The following is a 20,843-nucleotide window of genomic DNA, read 5'->3' as shown; positions in this document are numbered from 1 at the left end:
TCACTGGAGAAAGTCTTATGAAACTCGCCGTATACAGCACTAAACAGTACGACAAGAAGTACCTGCAACAGGTTAACGAGGCTTTTGGCTTTGATCTTGAATTTTTTGACTTTTTGCTGACGGAAAAGACAGCGAAAACCGCCCATGGCTGCGAGGCCGTCTGTATTTTCGTAAACGATGACGGAAGTCGACCGGTACTTGAAGAGCTGAAGAAACAAGGCGTTAAGTTCATCGCGCTGCGCTGCGCGGGTTTCAACAACGTCGATCTTGACGCGGCAAAGGAGCTGGGTTTACAGGTCGTGCGCGTGCCGGCCTATTCGCCGGAAGCCGTCGCTGAACACGCCGTCGGTATGATGATGACGCTGAACCGTCGCATTCACCGCGCTTATCAACGCACCCGCGATGCTAACTTCTCGCTCGAGGGCTTAACCGGTTTCACTATGCACGGTAAAACAGCCGGGATCATTGGTACCGGTAAAATTGGCATTGCCGCTCTGCGCATCCTGAAAGGTTTTGGTATGCGACTGCTGGCGTTCGATCCCTACCCGAGCGCCGCCGCGCTTGAGCTGGGGGTGGAATATGTCGATCTCGCCACGTTGTTTGCCGAGTCGGATGTGATCTCCCTGCACTGCCCATTAACGCCAGAGAACTATCATCTGCTTAACCACGCGGCCTTTGACCAGATGAAGGATGGCGTGATGGTGATCAATACCAGTCGTGGAGCGCTGATCGACTCCCAGGCGGCTATTGAAGCGCTGAAAAATCAGAAAATTGGTTCGCTGGGTATGGATGTTTACGAGAACGAACGCGATTTGTTTTTTGAAGATAAGTCTAATGACGTCATTCAGGATGATGTGTTCCGTCGGCTTTCCGCCTGCCACAACGTCCTGTTTACCGGGCATCAGGCCTTCCTCACGGCGGAAGCGCTGACCAGCATTTCAGAAACTACGTTGCACAATTTGCAGCAGTTAATGAACGGTGAATCGTGCCCTAACGCCCTGTTTTAACGCTTATCCCTCCCGCGTTTGGGAGGGGTTTTCAGATTTTCCCCAAAGCCATATTCGGTAAGATCGTTATTCTGTTATTGATTGATAAGATTCAGAGAGTTGATATGAAGAAGGTAGTCGCGCTGGTTGCGCTGAGCCTGCTGATGGCAGGTTGTGTGAGTAATGGAAAAGTGTCTGTCAGCCGCGAGCAGCTACAGCATCATCGCTTCGTGCTGGAAAGCGTGGACGGAAAACCGATCGCGGCAAGCCAGCAGGCTCCCGAGCTGAGCTTCGGTGAAAAGATGACGATCTCAGGCAAGATGTGTAATCGCTTCACCGGTCAGGCCACGCTGTCAGATGGCGAGCTGAAAGCCAAAAATCTGGCAATGACGCGGATGATGTGCGCCGACCCGCAACTTAATCAACTGGACGCCACGCTGAGCGCCATGCTCAGCAAGGGTGCACAGGTAGACCTGACCGCTAACCAGCTTACGCTGGCGACGGCGGAACATACTCTGAGCTATAAACTGGCCGACTTAATGCAGTAGTATCAATAACTACCACAGCTTCCCGCGGCAAGGGATTGTTCGCTACAGCGTTTGCCGTTGGGAAGCGCGCACATGCCAATGGCAGAACCGTCCAGTTGACGGGCGACAGAGAGCGATCCCCCTATCATGGCGCAATTGGCCTCGCCGGAGCTGGTCATCGCCGCTCTTAACCCCGGAGCGACATGCGCCGCCGTCGCCTGCTGAACAGGTTCATTGTCACTGCTGCACGCCGACAATAATAACGCGGCACATCCTACCCAAAACGCTGCGCGCATTTCTCTCCCCTTATCTTCTGAAAGCCAAACGAACCGCACTAATAATAGGCATGCGAAGCTGTCGCGTCGAGAGTCAACGCGCGCATTTATGCGCCGCAGCCGCATTTTATCGCGTTATCCGTGCGGTTTTTGATCTCACACGGCCCCATGAGCTTTAAACACTCACCCGACGAGCGGTCACATAGCGCGACTGCCAGTATCGGTTTGAAAGATGTGACAACGTCACACCTTCCGAACTGGATGCATGGATAAACGCATCATTTCCGATATAAACCCCAACATGATGGACGTTTGGTTTCGTTTCGAAAAATACCAAATCACCGATGTTAAGTTCATTCTGATGTATCCGACGACCGATATGACTTTGCTCACGGGCAGTCCGCGGCAAGTGTTTATGAATCGTCGAGGCGATAATACGACGCGTAAAGGCGGAGCAATCAATGCCACGGCGGCTGTCCCCGCCCCAGCGGTAATGTGTACCCTGCCACTGTGCGAATTCACGCATAATGCGTTGTTTAAGCTGTTTGTTGTTACGCTGAGCTGACGACCGATTTACGGAATTATCAGCATAAGACAACGTAGAAAAGGTATTGAAGCCCCAGTCTTTAGCCTGAATTTTAACAAACGCAAAAGACGATGATGAGGTAGATATAAGTAAAGCAAGCAAAAATAAACGAATCATAATTTAATCAAAACAAGTAATTACATTATCACATCCTGACTTTTTCGCGCACAAAGAAGATTCACGTTATTACGTGTAAATAATATGTTTAAATTGCGTGTATCCGCAACTGGCTGGTTATTATCACTGTGCTAACAGCAAAAAATAACAAGGCTTTCCTGCCCCGTTCTGCACCCAGTGTAGAGACAGCAGACCTGAAGCCAAACTTAAATCATCTTATTAAGAACAGTCATATCCCAGGAGAACGGCAAGGATAATAATTTTCTTAAGAAATTTCTCAAAGAAAATTACGGTCCAGTTTTGGACCTCACTTAAAAAATAAGATAAAGCTGTTAAATCCACGTTAATAAACAATCGACTTTTTGATGACAACGTAAAAATATATTGCACACCTTGCCCCCGGAAAAATAAAAACGTGGGCATCATCGGGGTTAAATAAATATTAAATTTCCGATCTTATTTCGCGATCTGTGTGTCAATTTGTGCACTCGAAAGCCGCATAACTTCAAGGGAATACAGGAAAGTCCTATACTGAAAAGATAACTATCGGGACGCCATGCTGTAGAGAGCGTCTTTCAATTTGCGCAATGTAAGGGTGTCATATGATCACAATTGACGGTAATGGCGCGGTGGCCTCCGTAGCGTTCCGCACCAGTGAAGTTATCGCCATCTACCCCATAACGCCCAGTTCAACAATGGCTGAACAGGCGGACGCCTGGGCGGGGAACGGGCTTAAAAACGTCTGGGGAGATACCCCGCGCGTGGTCGAAATGCAGTCTGAAGGCGGCGCGATCGCTACCGTGCACGGTGCGTTGCAAACAGGGGCTCTGTCGACCTCCTTTACGTCCTCCCAGGGTCTGCTATTGATGATCCCGACGTTGTATAAACTGGCGGGACAGCTTACTCCGTTCGTACTGCACGTCGCCGCCCGTACCGTGGCGACACATGCGCTGTCTATTTTCGGCGATCATTCCGACGTAATGGCCGTCCGCCAGACCGGCTGCGCCATGCTGTGCGCGGCCAGCGTTCAGGAAGCGCAGGACTTCGCGCTGATCGCCCAAATCGCCACATTGAAAAGCCGGGTGCCCTTTATTCACTTTTTTGATGGTTTTCGTACTTCGCATGAAATTAACAAAATCGTGCCGCTGGCTGACGATACGCTGCTGAACCTGATGCCACAGGCTGAAATCGACGCCCATCGCGCCAGAGCGCTTAATCCGGAGCATCCGGTGATTCGCGGCACGTCGGCAAACCCGGATACGTACTTCCAGTCGCGCGAAGCGACAAACCCATGGTACAACGCGGTTTACGACCATGTTGAGCAAGCGATGAATGATTTTGCCGCGGCGACGGGTCGTCAATATCGCCCCTTTGAATACTACGGTCACCCACAGGCTGAACGCGTGATTATCCTGATGGGGTCGGGTATCGGCACCTGCGAAGAGGTGGTCGACGAACTGCTGACGCGCGGTGAAAACGTTGGCGTGCTGAAAGTACGTCTGTTCCGCCCGTTCTCCGCACAACACCTGCTGCGCGCTCTGCCTGCGTCGGTACGTTCGGTCGCCGTACTCGATCGTACCAAAGAGCCGGGATCCCAGGCAGAGCCGTTGTATCTGGACGTCATGACCGCGCTGGCGGAAGCCTTTAACCGCGGCGAGCGTGAGACACTGCCGCGCGTTATCGGCGGACGCTACGGCCTTTCTTCGAAAGAGTTCGGCCCCGACTGCGTGCTGGCGGTCTTCACTGAACTGAGCAGCACGCAACCAAAATCGCGTTTTACTGTGGGTATTTACGACGATGTGACCAATTTGTCATTGCCGTTACCGGAAAACACCCTCCCCACCAGCGCCCGGCTGGAAGCGCTGTTTTACGGACTGGGCAGCGACGGCAGCGTCTCGGCGACCAAAAACAACATCAAGATTATCGGTAACTCGACCCCCTGGTACGCGCAGGGTTACTTCGTCTACGATTCGAAAAAGGCCGGAGGTTTGACGGTTTCGCATCTTCGCGTCAGCGAACAGCCGATCCGTTCCGCCTACCTTGTTTCGCAGGCCGACTTTGTTGGCTGTCATCAGTTGCAGTTTATCGACAAATACCCGATGGCTGAACGTCTCAAGCCTGGCGGGATTTTCCTGCTCAATACCCCCTATAACGCCGATGAAGTCTGGGCGCGTTTGCCACAGGAAGTCCAGGCGGTGTTGAACCAGAAAAAGGCACGTTTCTACGTCATTAACGCCGCGAAAATCGCTCGCGAATGCGGTCTGGCCGCACGCATCAACACCGTCATGCAGATGGCCTTTTTCCATCTGACGCGCATTTTGCCTGGCGACAGCGCGCTGGCTGAACTTCAGGGCGCAATCGCCAAAAGCTACAGCAGCAAAGGACAGGATCTGGTGGAGCGCAACTGGCAGGCGCTGGCGCTGGCCCGCGAATCGGTTGTTGAAGTGCCGCTACAGTCGGTGAATCCGCAAAGCGCCCACCGTCCACCGGTCGTTTCGGACGCAGCCCCTGACTTTGTCAAAACGGTCACCGCCGCGATGCTCGCCGGACTCGGTGACGCGCTTCCGGTATCTGCCTTACCGCCGGACGGTACCTGGCCGATGGGCACCACGCGCTGGGAAAAACGCAATATAGCCGAAGAAATTCCAATCTGGAAAGAGGAACTGTGCACTCAGTGTAACCATTGTGTCGCCGCCTGCCCGCATTCGGCGATTCGCGCCAAAGTCGTGTCGCCACAGGAGATGGAGAACGCCCCAGCCAGTCTGCATTCGCTGGATGTGAAATCTCGTGATATGCGTGGCCAGAAATATGTGCTGCAGGTCGCTCCGGAAGATTGCACCGGCTGCAACCTGTGCGTCGAGGTGTGCCCGGCGAAAGATCGCCAGAACCCGGAAATCAAGGCGATTAATATGATGTCCCGCCTTGAGCATGTGGAAGAAGAAAAAGTGAACTACGACTTTTTCCTCGCTCTGCCAGAAATTGATCGCAGCAAACTTGAACGCATTGATATTCGTACTTCGCAGTTGATCACCCCGCTGTTTGAATATTCCGGCGCCTGTTCCGGCTGCGGCGAAACGCCGTATATCAAGTTGCTGACCCAGCTGTACGGCGATCGCATGTTGATTGCCAACGCCACCGGGTGCTCGTCGATTTACGGCGGTAACCTGCCTTCAACGCCGTACACCACCGATGCGAACGGACGGGGCCCGGCATGGGCTAACTCGCTGTTTGAGGATAACGCCGAATTCGGTCTGGGATTCCGTCTGACGGTCGACCAGCATCGCGTGCGGGTGATGCGCCTGCTGTCGCAGTTTGCCGAACAAATCCCAACGGCGCTCTACGAGGCATTGCACGCCGAAGCGACACCGGACGTTCGCCGCGAACAGGTTGCCGCCCTGCGCCAGCATCTGCAAGATGTCGACGGTGCGCGCGAGCTGGTCGCCGATGCTGATGCGCTGGTTGAGAAATCAATCTGGCTTATCGGCGGAGACGGATGGGCTTACGATATTGGCTTCGGCGGTCTCGATCATGTGCTGAGCCTGACCGAAAACGTCAACATTCTGGTGCTGGACACGCAGTGTTATTCCAATACCGGCGGCCAGGCGTCAAAAGCCACGCCGCTTGGGGCTGTGACAAAATTTGGCGAACACGGCAAGCGCAAGGCGCGTAAAGATCTCGGCGTCAGCATGATGATGTATGGACACGTTTACGTCGCGCAGATCTCGCTTGGGGCGCAGCTAAACCAGACGGTGAAAGCCATACAGGAAGCGGAGGCGTATCCAGGACCGTCGCTGATCATTGCCTACAGCCCATGTGAAGAGCACGGCTATGATCTGGCGCTGAGCCACGACCAGATGCGTCAACTGACGGCGACTGGCTTCTGGCCGCTCTATCGTTTCGATCCGCGTCGCGCGGAGGAAGGCAAAGTGCCGCTGGCGCTTGACTCTCGTCCACCGTCAGATGCGCTGGCGGAAACCCTGCTTAACGAGCAGCGCTTCCGCCGTCTTAATGCGCAGCAGCCCGAAGTCGCGGAGCAACTATGGAAAGATGCCGCCGCGGACCTGCAAAAACGCTATGACTTCCTGGCGCAACTGGCGGGGAAAGCAGAAAAAGCGAACAGTGAATAACGGCCTGGCGGGATTCATCTGGAAATAAAAAAAAAGCCCGAACATCGTTTCGGGCTTGTCAGTATGTTTGCTGGTAAATCAGTACGTTTCGCAATGGACCAACAAAAAGCAGAGTTTGACAATAAAGGCATATAACCCGCGCAGAATATCGCATCAAATTTAACTTGTATAATTTTTATTTTATATATTTTTGGTTAATACATTCACGCTAATTATTACTGTTACCATAGAATTATTTAATTAAGGTTTTACTTAAGACGTAACAATTCATACTTATCTCTTTACGGAACTTCTCCTTTAGCATGCTTTTACTCCCCTTAAGAGGGAGTCACAGGTAAATAATAAACGAAAGGATTATTTCGATGAAAAGAAAAGTACTGGCTCTCGTAATCCCTGCCCTGTTAGCCGCTGGCGCAGCGCATGCCGCTGAAGTCTATAATAAAGACGGCAATAAATTAGATCTCTATGGCAAAGTAGATGGTCTGCATTATTTCTCTGACAACAATAAGTCTGACGGCGATCAAACGTATGTTCGTGTTGGCTTCAAAGGCGAAACCCAAATTAACGACCAACTGACCGGTTACGGCCAGTGGGAATATAACGTTCAGGCGAATACTACAGAAGGCGAAGGTTCAAATTCCTGGACCCGTCTGGCATTCGCGGGCGTAAAATTCGGCGACTACGGTTCATTCGACTACGGTCGTAACTATGGCGTACTGTACGATGTGGAAGGCTGGACCGATATGCTGCCGGAATTTGGCGGCGACTCATACACCCAGGCTGACAACTTTATGACTGGTCGTACAAACGGCGTCGCAACCTACCGTAACACGGACTTCTTCGGCCTGGTAAACGGACTGAACTTTGCGCTTCAGTATCAGGGCAACAACGAAAACCAGAACGGTCAGGAAGGCACCAATAACAACGGCCGCGATCTTCAACACTCCAACGGCGACGGTTTCGGTATTTCGACGACTTATGATATGGGCATGGGCTTCAGCGCTGGCGCTGCTTACACAACCTCTGACCGGACCAACGAGCAGGTTAACGCTGGCGGCAAAGTGGCTGGCGGCGAAAACGCGGATGCCTGGACTGCGGGTCTGAAATACGATGCCAACAACATCTACCTGGCGACGATGTATTCTGAAACCCGCAACATGACCCCGTACGGCGATGACGGCGTAGCGAACAAAACGCAAAACGTGGAAGTGACTGCGCAGTACCAGTTCGACTTTGGCCTGCGTCCGGCGGTGTCTTTCCTGATGTCTAAAGGTAAAGACCTGAGCGGCCAGGGTAACGACACCAGTAAAGATCTGGTTAAATACGCTGACGTCGGCGCGACCTACTACTTCAATAAAAATATGTCGACCTATGTTGATTATAAAATCAACCTGCTGGACGAAGACGACAACTTCTATGCTAACAACGGTATCAACACCGATGACGTTGTAGCGCTGGGTCTGGTTTACCAGTTCTAAGCTCTTCAGCCCGCTGGCGACGGCGGGCTATTCTCTGCGCTGAATCCCCCTGTCCTTCTCTGTTGCGCGCTTTGCTGTGCTGACACATGCATATCATATAATTAAAATCATAAATATGTGATGCCAAAATGTGACCGTCGTCGTTATACTTACCGAGCTAAAAGGCGTTACACTTTATATGGATACATTAACAGGAGGTTTTTATGAGCAGAACGATTCTGGTACCTATCGATATTTCAGACTCAGAATTAACTCAACGGGTGATTTCCCACGTTGAAGCCGAAGCAAGGATTGACGATGCGCAGGTGCATTTTCTGACCGTGATTCCGTCACTGCCTTATTACGCATCGCTGGGCCTGGCCTACTCCGCAGAGTTGCCCGCCATGGACGATCTGAAAGCTGAAGCCAAATCTCAGTTGGAAGAGATGATAAAGCAGTTCAATATCCCGGCGGACAGAGTCCAGGTACATATTGCTGAGGGTTCGCCAAAAGACAAGATTCTGGAAATGGCGAAGAAATTGCCGGCGGATATGGTCATTATTGCCTCGCACCGTCCGGATATCACCACCTACCTGTTAGGGTCGAACGCGGCGGCTGTCGTGCGTCACGCTGAATGTTCGGTACTGGTGGTTCGCTAATCCTTTCAGCCCGCACCCCGCTGCGGGCTTTTTCTTCTCTTACCTGCCCCCTGCGTTTTGCCTGTTAAATGTGCTGACATTTTTCTCGCTAATCCGTACCATACGCTCCACGGTTTTTATATCAGACAGCGTCCGCGGATCCTTCGGCGTGATGTCGCCCCCTCTGATGCCACACAATGAATTGAGCCTCTATTACATGTCGCAAAATCAAGAAATGAGTAAGAAAGAGCAGTACAACATCAATAAATTACAGAAGCGTCTGCGCCGAAACGTGGGCGAAGCCATTGCCGATTTCAACATGATTGAAGACGGCGATCGCATCATGGTTTGTCTTTCAGGCGGCAAAGACAGCTATACCATGCTGGAGATTTTGCGCAATTTACAACAAAGCGCACCGATCCAGTTCTCGCTGGTGGCGGTGAACCTCGATCAAAAACAGCCCGGTTTTCCTGAGCATATTCTGCCTGAATACCTCGAGCAACTCGGCGTGGAGTACAAGATTGTTGAGGAAAACACCTACGGGATCGTAAAAGAGAAAATTCCGGAAGGCAAAACCACCTGCTCCCTGTGCTCACGTTTGCGCCGCGGTATTCTTTACCGTACCGCTACGGAGCTGGGCGCCACCAAGATTGCGCTTGGACACCATCGCGACGATATTCTGCAAACCCTGTTTCTTAACATGTTCTACGGCGGAAAGATGAAAGGCATGCCGCCAAAGCTGATGAGCGACGACGGTAAACATATCGTGATCCGTCCGCTGGCCTACTGCCGGGAAAAAGATATTGAACGTTTTGCCGAGGCGAAAGCGTTCCCTATCATTCCTTGTAACCTGTGTGGTTCACAGCCGAACTTACAGCGCCAGGTGATTGCCGACATGCTGCGCGACTGGGATAAACGCTACCCGGGTCGCATTGAGACCATGTTCAGCGCCATGCAGAACGTGGTGCCGTCTCACCTGAGCGACATTAACCTGTTTGACTTCAAAGGGATCAGACACGGCGCAGAGGTGGTAGACGGTGGCGATCTGGCGTTCGATCGCGAAGATATCCCGCTACAGCCTGTAGGCTGGCAGCCAGAAGAAGATGAACATCAGCTTGCTGAGCTACGGTTGAATGTGGTTGAGGTGAAGTAAGCGTCGTTTGACGCTTTTACCCTGCCGGATAACGGCTTTGCCGTATCCGGCGTTAACGCCAAAGGGCTTACTTCAACAGGCGAACCCGACAGGACTTCCCTTTAATTTTCCCGTTCTGTAACTGCTTCCACGCCTTATGCGCCACCGCCTGACGCACCGCGACGTAGACATGCGCCGGGTGCACGGTAATTTTTCCAATGTCCGCGCCGTCCAGTCCCAACTCGCCAGTTAAAGCGCCCAGCACGTCGCCAGGACGCATTTTGGCTTTCTTCCCACCGTCAATGCACAGCGTGGTCATATCCGCCTCGAGCGGCATTAGCGTCACGTTCGTTGGCGCATCCTGCCAGTTCAGCGTTAACTGCAACATTTCCGAAAGGATATTGGCTCGCTGCGCCTCTGCCGGCGCGCAAAAGCTGATCGCCAGACCGCTATTCCCGGCGCGGGCCGTTCGACCAATACGGTGCACATGGACCTCCGGGTCCCACGCCAGCTCGTAATTGACGACCAGTTCCAGAGACTTAATATCCAGCCCGCGCGCTGCCACATCCGTGGCGACCAGCACGCGTGTGCTGCCATTAGCAAAACGCACCAGCGTCTGATCGCGATCCCGCTGTTCCAGATCGCCATGCAGCGCCAGCGCGCTTTGCCCCGCTGCGTTCAGCGCATCGCATACCGCCTGACAATCTTTCCTGGTGTTACAGAACACCACGCAAGACTTTGGCTGATGCTGGCTGAGTATTATTTGCAACAGCGGAATTTTGTCCTGGGGAGCCGTTTCGAAGAACTGCTGTTCAATGGCCGGAAGCGCATCAACCGTATCGATCTCAATGGTTACCGGATTTCGCTGAACGCGGCTGCTGATCGCGGCAATCGCCTCGGGCCAGGTCGCCGAAAACAGCAGCGTCTGGCGTGACGCAGGGGCAAAGCGAATCACCTCATCAATGGCGTCGCTAAACCCCATGTCCAGCATCCGATCCGCTTCATCCATCACCAGCGTCGAAAGCGCATCCAGCGAAACCGTGCCTTTTTGCAGATGGTCCAGTAGCCGTCCAGGTGTCGCCACAATGATGTGCGGCGCGTGCTGGAGAGAGTCGCGCTGCGCGCCAAAGGGTTGGCCGCCGCACAGGGTCAATATCTTGGTATTCGGCAGGAAGCGTGCCAGACGGCGCAATTCCCCCGCGACCTGGTCGGCCAGTTCACGCGTCGGGCATAACACCAGCGACTGGGTTTTAAACAGAGCGGCGTCGATATGCTGTAAAAGCCCAAGGCCAAACGCCGCCGTTTTACCGCTGCCGGTTTTGGCCTGAACCCGAACATCCTGCCCGGCCAGAATCGCCGGTAGCGCGGCGGCCTGAACAGGCGTCATCGACAAATAGCCCAACTCGTTGAGGTTATCGAGCTGGGCGGCGGGCAGAACGTTCAGGGTAGAAAAAGCGGTCACAATTTAATCTCGCGGTAACGACTCACAGTCAGCAGGCGCGTATCCTCGCAGATCTGCGCCTGTGATGCGACAATTTAATCGGTTCTTCATCGGGCGGTGGATCGGGCATGGGCTGCGGACGCGGCACCGGGTCAGGAACAGGAACCGGATCGGTCGGTACAGGGTCGGAAAAACGAATTTCCAGTTTCAGGGACACCATCAGACGAGTCATTTTTGCCTCCGGTAGATCGTGGGCTCCCTTTTAGGGTAGTCGTTGATAACCTGCTGGCAAAAAAAAGCCGACTTATTTAAGTCGGCGTCGTACGAATCAATTGTGCTATGCAGTAATTCAAAAAAGGAAGTAAGACAATATGGAGCGCAACGCCCATCGCTTGACGTTGCATTCACCTGCGAGAATGATATTGCCGCGAACGGGCGCGATGTTTATTGACTTCGCTCAATTTTAAAGCCGTTTTAGCAGAAGAAATCTCTTAAAAGCCCCGTTTTTACAACCATTTACTACGATGCAACCATAAAGTAACACCACCAATCACAACCACTAACAGAATGCAAAAGATCGAAAAACCAAAACGCCATTCTCCCCCAGGAATACCCCCCAGATTGACGCCAAATAGCCCGGTCAGAAAGGTGCTGGGCAAGAATACCATTGCCATCAGCGACATCGTATAGGTCCGACGGGCCAGTGACTCTTGCATGACCTGCGCGATCTCATCCGCCATTACGCCGGTACGGGCGATACAGGCGTCGATCTCATCCAGTCCGCGGCCCAGCCGGTCAGCAATATCCTGCATCCGGCGCCGCTGATCATCGCTCATCCACGGCAAACGCTCGCTGGCGAGCCGCGCATAGACGTCACGCTGGGGGGCCATGTAGCGTCGCATGACAATCAGTTGCTTACGCAGCAGCGCAAGAAATCCCCGCGGCGGTATTTGCTGATCGAGCAGGTTGTCTTCGAGGTCGATGATCCTGTCGTGCAACTGTTCAATAAATTCGCTGGCATGGTCGGTTAACGCATCACAAACGTCCACCAGCCAACCGCCGCAGTCAACGGGACCGGTGCCTTCCTGCAGATCGCTCACCACGTCATCCAGCGCCAGCACTTTACGCTGGCGGGTGGAGACAATCAGCCGTTCATCCATATACAGACGCATCGCCACCAGTTGGTCCGGACGTTCATCGGTGCTGCCGTTAATGCAGCGCAGGGTTATGAGCGTTCCTTCTCCCAGACGGCTGACGCGTGGGCGTAGGCTTTCCCCTGCCAGCGCGTCCCGAACATTGTTTGGCAGTAACGGCGTTGTGGCCAGCCACTGCGCGCTGTCGGGGTGCGTATAGTTAAGATGTAACCAGCAGGGATGCGCGCTGTCGATAAGATCGTTATCCTCCAGCGGCTTCACCCCGCCTTTGCCATCCAGCAACCAGGCAAACACCGCATCCGGCACACTCACTTCCGACCCTTTTATGGCTTCCATTTCGCCTCCCCTACGTCGCGCTTTTCTGGTTAGTCTAGCTATCGGCGTAGGTTAAGCAACTTCTCGTTATCCCATAATGCTGATATTTATCATGAAAACCTGGGCTGCCCGTGCTGTTGCGCCGACGTAGTGGTGGCAGATAAACGAAACTGCTGCGTCTTAGACTGCAACTCAACCACCTGCCGTTTCAATACTGCAGAAGAACCCGTTAATTCCTCTACCATCAGCGCATTGCTCTGGGTAACACTTTCCAGTTCGCTCATGGCCTGCGATATCTGGTTGATGCCTTTTTCCTGCTCCACGGTAGTGGCAGAAATTTCACGCATGAGCTGGCTTAATTGCCCTGCGCCCTGGACGATGATCTGCATATTTTTTTCTGTTTCGCTGACCACCTCCGCTCCCTGCCGAACATTTTTATGGGTTTCTTCAATCAGCATTTTTATATTTTTCGCCGCTTCTGCGCTTCGGTGCGCCAGATTCCGGACCTCTGTCGCCACCACGGAAAATCCTTTTCCGTGTTCACCCGCGCGTGCCGCTTCTACGGCAGCATTTAACGCCAGAATATTGGTCTGAAAAGCAATATCGTCAATCAGCGTAATGATTTCCGTCATCTGCTGCGCGCAGTGCGCGATGGATTCCATATTATGTGAAACCTGCGCCATTAATTCGCTACCGTGATACGCGCACTGTTTTGACGTATCGGCCTGATGATTGGCCAGACGGGTGTTATCAGCATTATTACGGGTGCTCGCCGCCATTTCTTCCATACTGGCCGCGGTCTGAATCAGTGAGGACGACTGCTGCTCGGTTTTCACCGAAAGTTCCGCACTGCGGGCGGCGAGCTGTTCAGACAGCGACAGCGCGGTGTGAGAAGAATGGCGGATCTCACGCACCAGCGTCGCGATATTACCCGACAGGCTGTTAATTCCGGGAATGAGTCTTCCCGCACAGTTATTACCAAACGCAGGGATTATCACCCCCAGATTTCCGGCGGTGACTTCGGCAATACTTCGCTTAACCGTGTTGATCGGCGTGACAAGATATATTGTCATATACCACCATAAAAACAATAACGCTGTCAGCGAGATCACATTCGTTAAAACAACCAAGCGGATATTTGATGAGAAAAGTATATGAACAATATTGAATAACAGGAAAACGCCTACCAGGAAGCCAATAATAAACGTTCTGACACTCATGTTTTTTAACATTTCAGTTCCGGGAGAAAATACATTGCGGGTAAATAGTTATATAGCATCAGGAAACACTATTTTCATCTGCTTTTCACATTGCGCCAACATTTACGATATGCGATGGATAATCTCACTTAACGCCATTCCCCCACCACCTTAATTTGCAGTAAGGACGCATAAAACACGGACAATCTGCTATTTACTCCTTTCCGTTGTTTTATACTTAAGCCACGCAATATCTCTGCGCAGATAATTTCATCAGCGCTTAACTGTTTAGTTTTTACTATTTTTTATTCCTCTTCTGTTTTTGCCTGCAGACAGCGATCCCCGTACGGCCATTTCAGCGCTGCTTTTTTTAGGCGTTGCCACGCCGTTTCCTCATGCGTAAAGGTGAAACCCTGCTAGATTAAAACTTGCGCACTTATCTGGCTCGCTTATTGCCGCCGTCTCGCCACGCTTGCTTCTTGTTCTGTTTTTTTTGCGCTTACGCAACATGTCATGATTAAAAAACAGGATCCATAAAAATGACCCACAACTTTAACGCTCTGGATTTATTGACCCTTCCTGTCTGGATCGTCTTTCCGCTCACGGGGGAAATGTTGTTTGCTAATCGCGCCGCCGCTGCGTTTATGCCGGAAAATGACTTCAATCAACTGCGTCAGGGCGCGTATTCGGTTCATGCGCACCGCCAGCTCGCAGATTACATCACCGATTTACGCAGCCGCCGGGATATTATCGAAATCCTGACCGTAAGCCGGGACAATACGCCGGGCACCCTCTCGTGCCGTCTTTCGTTAAGACAACTGCCTGACGATCGCGAGGTGATTCTGTTTGAAGGGATAGATATCTCGACCGTTCAGGGGTTAAAAGCGAGCCGTTCACTGGCCTACCAGCGCAAGAAACAGGGATTTTATGCCCGTTTTTTTCTGACCAACACGGCGCCTATTCTGCTGATTGATCCCTCGCGCGATGGACTGATTGTCGATGCCAATCTCGCGGCGCTCAATTTCTACGGCTACAGCCTTGAGGCGATGTGTCAAAAGCATACCTGGGAAATTAATATGCTGGGACGACAAATCTTACCCATCATGCATGAAATTGCCCGGTTGCCCGGCGGCCATAAGCCATTACATTTTGTGCACAAGATGGCGGACGGCTCTCCCCGTCATGTCCAGACCTATGCGGGGCCAATCGAAATCTACGGCGATCGCTTGATGCTGTGCATTGTCCACGACATTACCGAACAAAAACGGCTGGAAGAGGCGCTGCACTATGCGGCATTACACGATGCGCTGACCGGTTTACTTAATCGCCGCCAGCTTTATCTCCTGACTGACCCCGAACAGAGAACCCCATTTTCCCTGGCGCAGGATTACAGTCTCCTGCTCATTGATACTGACAGGTTTAAGAGCATTAACGATATGTACGGGCATTTAAAGGGTGATGAAGTACTCTGCGCGCTGGCGAACTGCCTTCAGCAGAGCGCGCGCCAGGGCGATCGGGTTTTCCGTTGGGGCGGCGAGGAGTTTATTCTGCTGTTGCCGCGCACGCCGCTGGATGATGCGCTTTCACTGGCGGAAGCGATTCGCGCGTCGGTGGCAAAGCTCACGCTGTTGGGCCTGCCGCGATTTACGGTCAGTATTGGCGTGGCGCAACATGAACCAAATGAAAGCCTTGATGACCTGTTTAAACGCGTTGATGCTGCCTTATACCGGGCCAAAAACGCAGGGCGCAATCGGGTACTCGCAGCCTGACAGAGACATTGCCGGCGACGCTTCAGGTCGCCGGCAGCGTGTCTTACAGACCGGCGGCATCACGCTCATCGAAAACCTGCTGCGCCAGATGCAGCGTAGCGTTGGCGGCAGGTAGACCACAATAGAGCGCGGAATGCATGATCAGTTCTTTCAGTTCTTCTCGCGTCGCCCCGTTATTAAAAGCAGCATGCAAATGCATCTTCAACTCCGCTTCCCGGTTGAGCGCTATCAGCATCGCGATGGTGATGAGGCTGCGCGTATGGCGTTCCAGCCCGGGACGGCTCCAGATGTCTCCCCAGGCATAGCGGGTAATAAAATCCTGAAAATCGGCGTTAAGCGAGGTCAGGTTTTTCACGGTGCGATCGACATGCGCATCGCCCAGTACGCTGCGACGCACCTTCATGCCTTGTTCAAAACGGTCTTCATCCTGCATTCTGTCCTCCCAGGAATGACAGCAGCGCCGCGTTTACCGCGTCTGGCGCTTCAATCGTGGATAAATGCGACGCCTTCACCACGACCATCGTTGAACCCGCAATGCGCTGGTGCATATACTGCGCATCGGCCACGGTGGTCACCGGATCGTCATCTCCGGCAATAAGCAAAACCGGGCGCTGAATGTCGGCTATCTCATCACGCATATCGGCGGTCGCCAGCGCATCACAACAGGCGGCATAGCCTTGCGCGGACGATTCTACGAGCTGCTGACACAGGTCGGCCACGGTCTCTGCTGACGCCAGACGAAACGGCAGACTAAACCAGCGCTCAGGCGCGCTGTCGGCAATCGCGGAGAGACCGCTGGCGCGGACCTGCTGCGCCCGGTCGCGCCAGCCGGCTTCATTACCTATCCGCGCCGCGCTGTTTATCACGGTCACACTGCGCATTCGTTGCGGCTGATGGCATGCGAGCCATAAACCGGTCAGCCCGCCCATTGAAATACCGCAAAAATGTGCTGTCGGGATGTCCAGATGGTCCAGAAGCGCAATTACATCCTGCCCGAGCCGCGCGAGGTCCGTTTCTCCCCGTTTACGCGTTTCGCCGTGTCCATGCGTGTCGTAACGCAGCACCCTGTAATGCGCGGTTAACGCCGCCATCTGTGGTTCCCACATGGTCAGCGTCGTACCCAGTGAATTCGATAACACCACCACCGGGGCGTTATCCGGCCCTTCAATCTGAAAGTTCAGTTCCATGCCGCCGCTCCTCATAGCGCGAAAGTACGCGCTGGACAAAGTGTTCTGCGCTGCCAGTGGCCTGCGTCGGGTCAAGCAGCGCTGTTAAACGAGATTTATCAACATGCGCGGTCACGCGTGGTTCATCGACCAACACCGACAGCAGAGAACACCGCTTTTCGATTGCACGATGGCAAAGATCTTCCATCAAATGATGCGCTTCTTGTTTACCGACAAACGCTGCGAGCGCCAGGGTCACCGACTCCGCCATCATCAGGCCATGCGTGATCTCCAGGTTCTCAAGCATCTTTTGCGGGCAGACCTGCATCCCTTCAACCAAGTGTTGCGTTTCCTGCATCGCGTGACCGACAAGCATGATGATTTCCGGCAAGACTTCCCATTCGGCCTGCCAGCCGCCGAGCGCCCGTTCATGTTGTTGAAGCTGACTGCTGTAGAGGGTTGCCATCAGCCCCGGCGTTCGTTGCATCGCGGTCAGAATGGCGGCGCAGCTGACCGGGTTACGCTTATGCGGCATGGTGGAGGAACCGCCACGTCCGGCGGTGACGGGTTCGTTCACCTCCGCCACTTCGGTCTGCATCAGCAGTGCGAAATCCTGAGCGAATTTGCCCAGCGTTCCGCCGATCCCGGCATACCACGCGGCCACTTCCAGCATACGATCGCGCTGCGTATGCCAGGGCGTATCCGGCAGCGTAAGGGCCAGCTCCTGCGCCAGACGCGACGCCACCGGCAGCGCGTCCTGCCTGAGCGACGCCAGCGTGCCCGCCGCGCCGCCGAACTGGACCACCAGCACACGCGGAAGCAATTGCTGTAAGCGCTCCTGCCAGCGTAATAACGCGTCGAGCGTTCCGGCAAGTTTCAGACCCCACGTCACCGGCAACGCCTGCTGCATCCAGGTCCGTCCCGGCATGACGGTTTGCTGATAACGCGATGTCTGGCTGGCAACGGTATCCACTAACCGTGCGAGATGCGCACGGGTTGCGTTCAGCGCCGCGCGCAGTTGCAGCACCATCCCGGTGTCAATAACGTCCTGACTGGTAGCGCCCCAATGTACGTAGCGCGCCGCGTCAGGATCATCGGCTTTTACCTGTGCGGTTAACTGTTTGACTAAGGGGATTGCCAGATTTCCCGCCGCGCGCGCCGACTCTGCCAGCGTGTCCGCATCAATACGTTCTGCGCGACAGGCACGGACGATCGGCCCGGCGGCGGCGACAGGGATCACGCCGCAAGCCGCCTGCGCCCTTGCCAGCGCGGCTTCAAAGTCGAGCATCCCCTGGATCACCTGCTGCTCTGAGAATTCTGCCGTCAGCGCCGTTCCGCGCATTAACGGGGTTAACAAATGCATTTCTGCTCCTTAAACCCTTTCGATTATCAGCGCGATGCCTTGTCCAACGCCGATACACATCGTGCAGAGACCATAACGCCCACCGGTTCGCTGTAGCTGATACGCTGCGGCCATCGCCAGCCTTCCCCCGGATGCCCCCAGCGGATGCCCCAGCGCAATTGCGCCGCCATTCGGATTCACCTGCGCGGCCTCATCAGGCAAACCCAAATCGCGCATGACCGCCAGCGCCTGAGCGGCAAACGCTTCGTTAAGCTCAATGACGTCCATTTGTGCAAGCGTTAATCCGGTCAGCGCCAGCACCTTACGTACCGCGGGCGCGGGACCAAAGCCCATAATACGCGGCGCGACGCCTGCCGTCGCTACGCCAACAATGCGCGCCAGCGGCTGCAATCCCTGCTGCGCCATTGCCTGCTCGCTGGCGATAAGCAGCGCGCAAGCGCCATCATTAACCCCGGAGGCATTGCCTGCCGTCACCGAGCCATCAGGCCGCACGACGCCCTTCAGTTTTGCCAGCGCATCAGCCGAGGTGGCGCGTGGGTGTTCGTCGGCGCTGAATATCCGCGGCTCGCCCTTTCGTTGTGACACTGTCACAGAAACCAGCTCCCGGTCAAAAAGCCCCTGCTCCTGAGCCGCCGCTGTACGTTGCTGGCTGCGCAGGGCAAATGCATCCTGATCGGCTCGCGAAATGGCAAATTGTTGTGCGACGTTTTCTGCCGTTACTGGCATCGAATCCACGCCATATCGCGCCTGCATTTGCGCATTGATAAAACGCCAGCCAATGGTGGTATCTTCCATTTTCATGCTGCGGCTAAAGGCGCTTTCCGCCTTCCCCATAACAAACGGCGCGCGCGACATGCTCTCGACGCCGCCAGCAATCATCAGCTGCGTCTCTCCGCTCTTGATCGCCCGCGCGGCAACGCCTATCGCATCAAGACTGGAGCCGCAAAGCCGGTTCACTGTGCTGCCCGGCACGCTTTCCGGCAAACCCGCCAGCAGCAACGCCATTCGTGCCACGTTACGGTTATCTTCCCCTGCCTGATTCGCACAGCCGTAGATCACATCATCAATCGCCGCCGGATCGAGATTCGGATGGCGCGCCAGCAGAGCTTTCAACGGAATGGCCGCCAGATCGTCCGCCCGTACGCTCGCCAGCGTCCCGCCGAAGCGACCAAACGGCGTGCGCACCGCATCGCAGATAAATGCCTGATTCATCTTAGTTCCTTATGCGCTTTGCGCCAGCTGTTCAAACCCCAGCGTCACCGGCGTGATACGCTGCAGCTCTTCAAATGAGAGTCCGTTGAAAATTTCCCGCGCCACGGGACCTTTTTCGGTAATGTCGATCACCGCCAGATCGGTGTAAATACGACTGACACATCTCATTCCGGTTAACGGATAGGAACAGTGCTCTACCAGCTTACATTCTCCCTCGCGGGTTAAGTGATCCATCATCACGAACACCTGACGCGCGCCGATCGCCAGATCCATCGCCCCCCCTACCGCCGGGATCGCATCGGGCGCGCCGGTGCTCCAGTTCGCGAGATCCCCTGATGCAGAAACCTGATATGCCCCCAGTACGCAGATATCAAGGTGACCGCCGCGCATCATGGCGAACGAATCGCCATGATGGAAATAACAGCCGCCCTGCAGCAGGGTGACATACTCTTTTCCGGCATTGATCAGTTCGGGATCCTCCTCACCCTCCGCGGGCTTCGGTCCCATGCCGAGCAGACCGTTTTCGCTGTGCAGGAAGATTTCTTTGTCTGCGGGCAGGTAGTTGGCGATCCGCGTAGGCAAGCCAATACCAAGATTGACGTAAGCCCCTTCGGGAATATCCTGCGCCACGCGTTTCGCCATTTCATCCCGTGATAATCTTTTCATTTTTCCTCCTCAGGCACGCAGCGCTGTTTCTGCCAGGTTTTCCAGCGAAAATACGCGCTGGACAAAAATGCCCGGCGTAATGATATGTTCAGGATCGAGTTCGCCCAGCGGAACCAGTTGATTCACTTCGACGATAGTGGTGTGCGCGGCCGTCGCCATGATCGGTCCAAAATTCCGCGCCGCTTTGCGGTACACCAGATTTCCCCAGCGGTCAGCCCGGTGCGCTTTAATCAGCGCGAAGTCGGCTTTTATCGGATATTCAAGCACATAGTTTTTACCATCAATGCAGCGGGTTTCTTTACCCTCCGCCAGCGGGGTGCCATAGCCCGTTGGGGTATAAATTGCGCCAATTCCGGCACCAGCTGCCTGGATCCGCGCCGCCAGATTCCCCTGCGGCACCAGCTCCAGCGTCACCTCTCCGTTACGGTACAGTCCGTCAAAAATCTGCGAGTCCACCTGGCGCGGAAAAGAGCAGATCATTTTACGCACCCGTTTCGCTTTCAGCAGCGCTGCGAGCCCCACTTCGCCGTTACCCGCATTGTTGTTGATGATAGTGAGATCCCGGGCCCCCTGGTCTATCAGAGCGTCAATTAGCCGGGTGGGCTGCCCCGCCGTACCAAATCCACCAATCATGATGGTGGCGCCATCCGGGATCCCGGCAATGGCCTCCTCCAGCGAAGGCACACTCTTATCAATCATCTGGTCGCTCCTTG

The 20,843-nt window shown here is 54.2% G+C and carries 19 protein-coding genes; 7 read left to right on the top strand and 12 right to left on the bottom strand.

The window, feature by feature from the left end; translation table 11 throughout:
- Nucleotides 1–17: 17 nt before the first annotated feature.
- Both JY391_RS10740 and hslJ read left to right on the top strand, forming a co-directional pair.
- Nucleotides 18–1,007: a 2-hydroxyacid dehydrogenase gene (locus JY391_RS10740; protein ID WP_042283245.1), complete on the top strand. Its 990-nt coding sequence runs from the start codon at nucleotides 18–20 to the stop codon at nucleotides 1,005–1,007.
- Nucleotides 1,008–1,111: 104 nt separating this feature from the next.
- On the top strand, nucleotides 1,112–1,534 hold the full coding sequence (gene hslJ / locus JY391_RS10735) for a heat shock protein HslJ (protein ID WP_042283246.1): 423 nt from the start codon (nucleotides 1,112–1,114) through the stop codon (nucleotides 1,532–1,534).
- Nucleotides 1,535–1,536: 2 nt separating this feature from the next.
- On the opposite strand, the gene JY391_RS10730 is transcribed toward hslJ, so the two are convergent.
- Nucleotides 1,537–1,809, bottom strand: a complete 273-nt coding sequence (locus tag JY391_RS10730; protein ID WP_042283247.1) for a putative hemolysin — start codon at nucleotides 1,807–1,809, stop codon at nucleotides 1,537–1,539.
- A gap of 154 nt (nucleotides 1,810–1,963) precedes the next feature.
- Nucleotides 1,964–2,491, bottom strand: a complete 528-nt coding sequence (locus tag JY391_RS10725; protein WP_211935711.1) for a C40 family peptidase — start codon at nucleotides 2,489–2,491, stop codon at nucleotides 1,964–1,966.
- A gap of 602 nt (nucleotides 2,492–3,093) precedes the next feature.
- Here JY391_RS10725 and nifJ point away from each other — a divergent pair.
- The 4 genes from nifJ (at nucleotide 3,094) to ttcA (ending at nucleotide 9,866) form a co-directional block, all read left to right on the top strand.
- Nucleotides 3,094–6,618: a pyruvate:ferredoxin (flavodoxin) oxidoreductase gene (gene nifJ, locus JY391_RS10720; protein ID WP_211935710.1), complete on the top strand. Its 3,525-nt coding sequence runs from the start codon at nucleotides 3,094–3,096 to the stop codon at nucleotides 6,616–6,618.
- A gap of 362 nt (nucleotides 6,619–6,980) precedes the next feature.
- Entirely contained in the window at nucleotides 6,981–8,096 is a 1,116-nt protein-coding gene (ompC, locus tag JY391_RS10715; RefSeq protein ID WP_042283255.1) for a porin OmpC, read from the top strand.
- 203 nt (nucleotides 8,097–8,299) lie between these two features.
- Nucleotides 8,300–8,734 (top strand): universal stress protein UspF, encoded by a 435-nt coding sequence (gene uspF / locus JY391_RS10710; protein ID WP_042283257.1) that lies wholly within the window; start codon nucleotides 8,300–8,302, stop codon nucleotides 8,732–8,734.
- Between the two features lie 196 nt (nucleotides 8,735–8,930).
- On the top strand, nucleotides 8,931–9,866 hold the full coding sequence (gene ttcA / locus JY391_RS10705) for a tRNA 2-thiocytidine(32) synthetase TtcA (protein ID WP_042283261.1): 936 nt from the start codon (nucleotides 8,931–8,933) through the stop codon (nucleotides 9,864–9,866).
- A 67-nt stretch (nucleotides 9,867–9,933) separates the two neighbouring features.
- Here the strand turns inward: ttcA and dbpA are convergent, their stop codons facing one another.
- The 4 genes from dbpA to JY391_RS24060 all read right to left on the bottom strand — a co-directional run bounded on the left by dbpA (nucleotide 9,934) and on the right by JY391_RS24060 (nucleotide 13,534).
- Nucleotides 9,934–11,307 (bottom strand): ATP-dependent RNA helicase DbpA, encoded by a 1,374-nt coding sequence (dbpA, locus tag JY391_RS10700; protein WP_211935709.1) that lies wholly within the window; start codon nucleotides 11,305–11,307, stop codon nucleotides 9,934–9,936.
- Between the two features lie 28 nt (nucleotides 11,308–11,335).
- Nucleotides 11,336–11,506 (bottom strand): proline-rich small protein YnaL, encoded by a 171-nt coding sequence (ynaL, locus tag JY391_RS23905; protein WP_373322593.1) that lies wholly within the window; start codon nucleotides 11,504–11,506, stop codon nucleotides 11,336–11,338.
- A gap of 286 nt (nucleotides 11,507–11,792) precedes the next feature.
- Entirely contained in the window at nucleotides 11,793–12,776 is a 984-nt protein-coding gene (gene zntB / locus JY391_RS10695; RefSeq protein WP_042283273.1) for a zinc transporter ZntB, read from the bottom strand.
- An 89-nt stretch (nucleotides 12,777–12,865) separates the two neighbouring features.
- Nucleotides 12,866–13,534, bottom strand: coding sequence for a methyl-accepting chemotaxis protein (locus JY391_RS24060; protein WP_445222984.1), 669 nt, complete (start codon nucleotides 13,532–13,534; stop codon nucleotides 12,866–12,868).
- 959 nt (nucleotides 13,535–14,493) lie between these two features.
- Between JY391_RS24060 and JY391_RS10685 the strand changes: the two genes are divergently transcribed.
- Entirely contained in the window at nucleotides 14,494–15,723 is a 1,230-nt protein-coding gene (locus tag JY391_RS10685; protein ID WP_060571254.1) for a sensor domain-containing diguanylate cyclase, read from the top strand.
- 43 nt (nucleotides 15,724–15,766) lie between these two features.
- Here JY391_RS10685 and pcaC read toward each other — a convergent pair whose 3' ends face one another.
- From pcaC to JY391_RS10655, 6 genes are read right to left on the bottom strand one after another with little or no spacing between them, the layout of a single operon-like run.
- The gene (pcaC, locus tag JY391_RS10680; RefSeq protein ID WP_060571255.1) at nucleotides 15,767–16,156 is read right to left on the bottom strand and encodes a 4-carboxymuconolactone decarboxylase; all 390 of its coding nucleotides are present in this window, start codon (nucleotides 16,154–16,156) and stop codon (nucleotides 15,767–15,769) included.
- Nucleotides 16,146–16,910 (bottom strand): 3-oxoadipate enol-lactonase, encoded by a 765-nt coding sequence (pcaD, locus tag JY391_RS10675; RefSeq protein WP_211935707.1) that lies wholly within the window; start codon nucleotides 16,908–16,910, stop codon nucleotides 16,146–16,148. Before pcaD ends, pcaC begins: the two co-directional genes overlap by 11 nt.
- The gene (locus tag JY391_RS10670; protein WP_211935706.1) at nucleotides 16,888–18,252 is read right to left on the bottom strand and encodes a 3-carboxy-cis,cis-muconate cycloisomerase; all 1,365 of its coding nucleotides are present in this window, start codon (nucleotides 18,250–18,252) and stop codon (nucleotides 16,888–16,890) included. Before JY391_RS10670 ends, pcaD begins: the two co-directional genes overlap by 23 nt.
- A 9-nt stretch (nucleotides 18,253–18,261) precedes the next feature.
- Entirely contained in the window at nucleotides 18,262–19,464 is a 1,203-nt protein-coding gene (gene pcaF, locus JY391_RS10665; protein WP_211935705.1) for a 3-oxoadipyl-CoA thiolase, read from the bottom strand.
- Between the two features lie 9 nt (nucleotides 19,465–19,473).
- Nucleotides 19,474–20,130 carry a 3-oxoacid CoA-transferase subunit B gene (locus JY391_RS10660; RefSeq protein WP_042283286.1) on the bottom strand — a complete coding sequence of 219 codons (657 nt, stop codon included), beginning with the start codon at nucleotides 20,128–20,130 and terminating at the stop codon, nucleotides 19,474–19,476.
- 9 nt (nucleotides 20,131–20,139) lie between these two features.
- Nucleotides 20,140–20,829, bottom strand: coding sequence for a 3-oxoacid CoA-transferase subunit A (locus tag JY391_RS10655; RefSeq protein ID WP_042283288.1), 690 nt, complete (start codon nucleotides 20,827–20,829; stop codon nucleotides 20,140–20,142).
- Nucleotides 20,830–20,843: the final 14 nt, after the last annotated feature.

Origin of the sequence: Citrobacter sedlakii (genome assembly GCF_018128425.1) — a bacterium.
GTDB lineage: Bacteria > Pseudomonadota > Gammaproteobacteria > Enterobacterales > Enterobacteriaceae > Citrobacter_A > Citrobacter_A sedlakii.
Note: the sequence above shows the minus strand (reverse complement) of the source record. Positions and strands in the feature narration are given on the sequence as shown.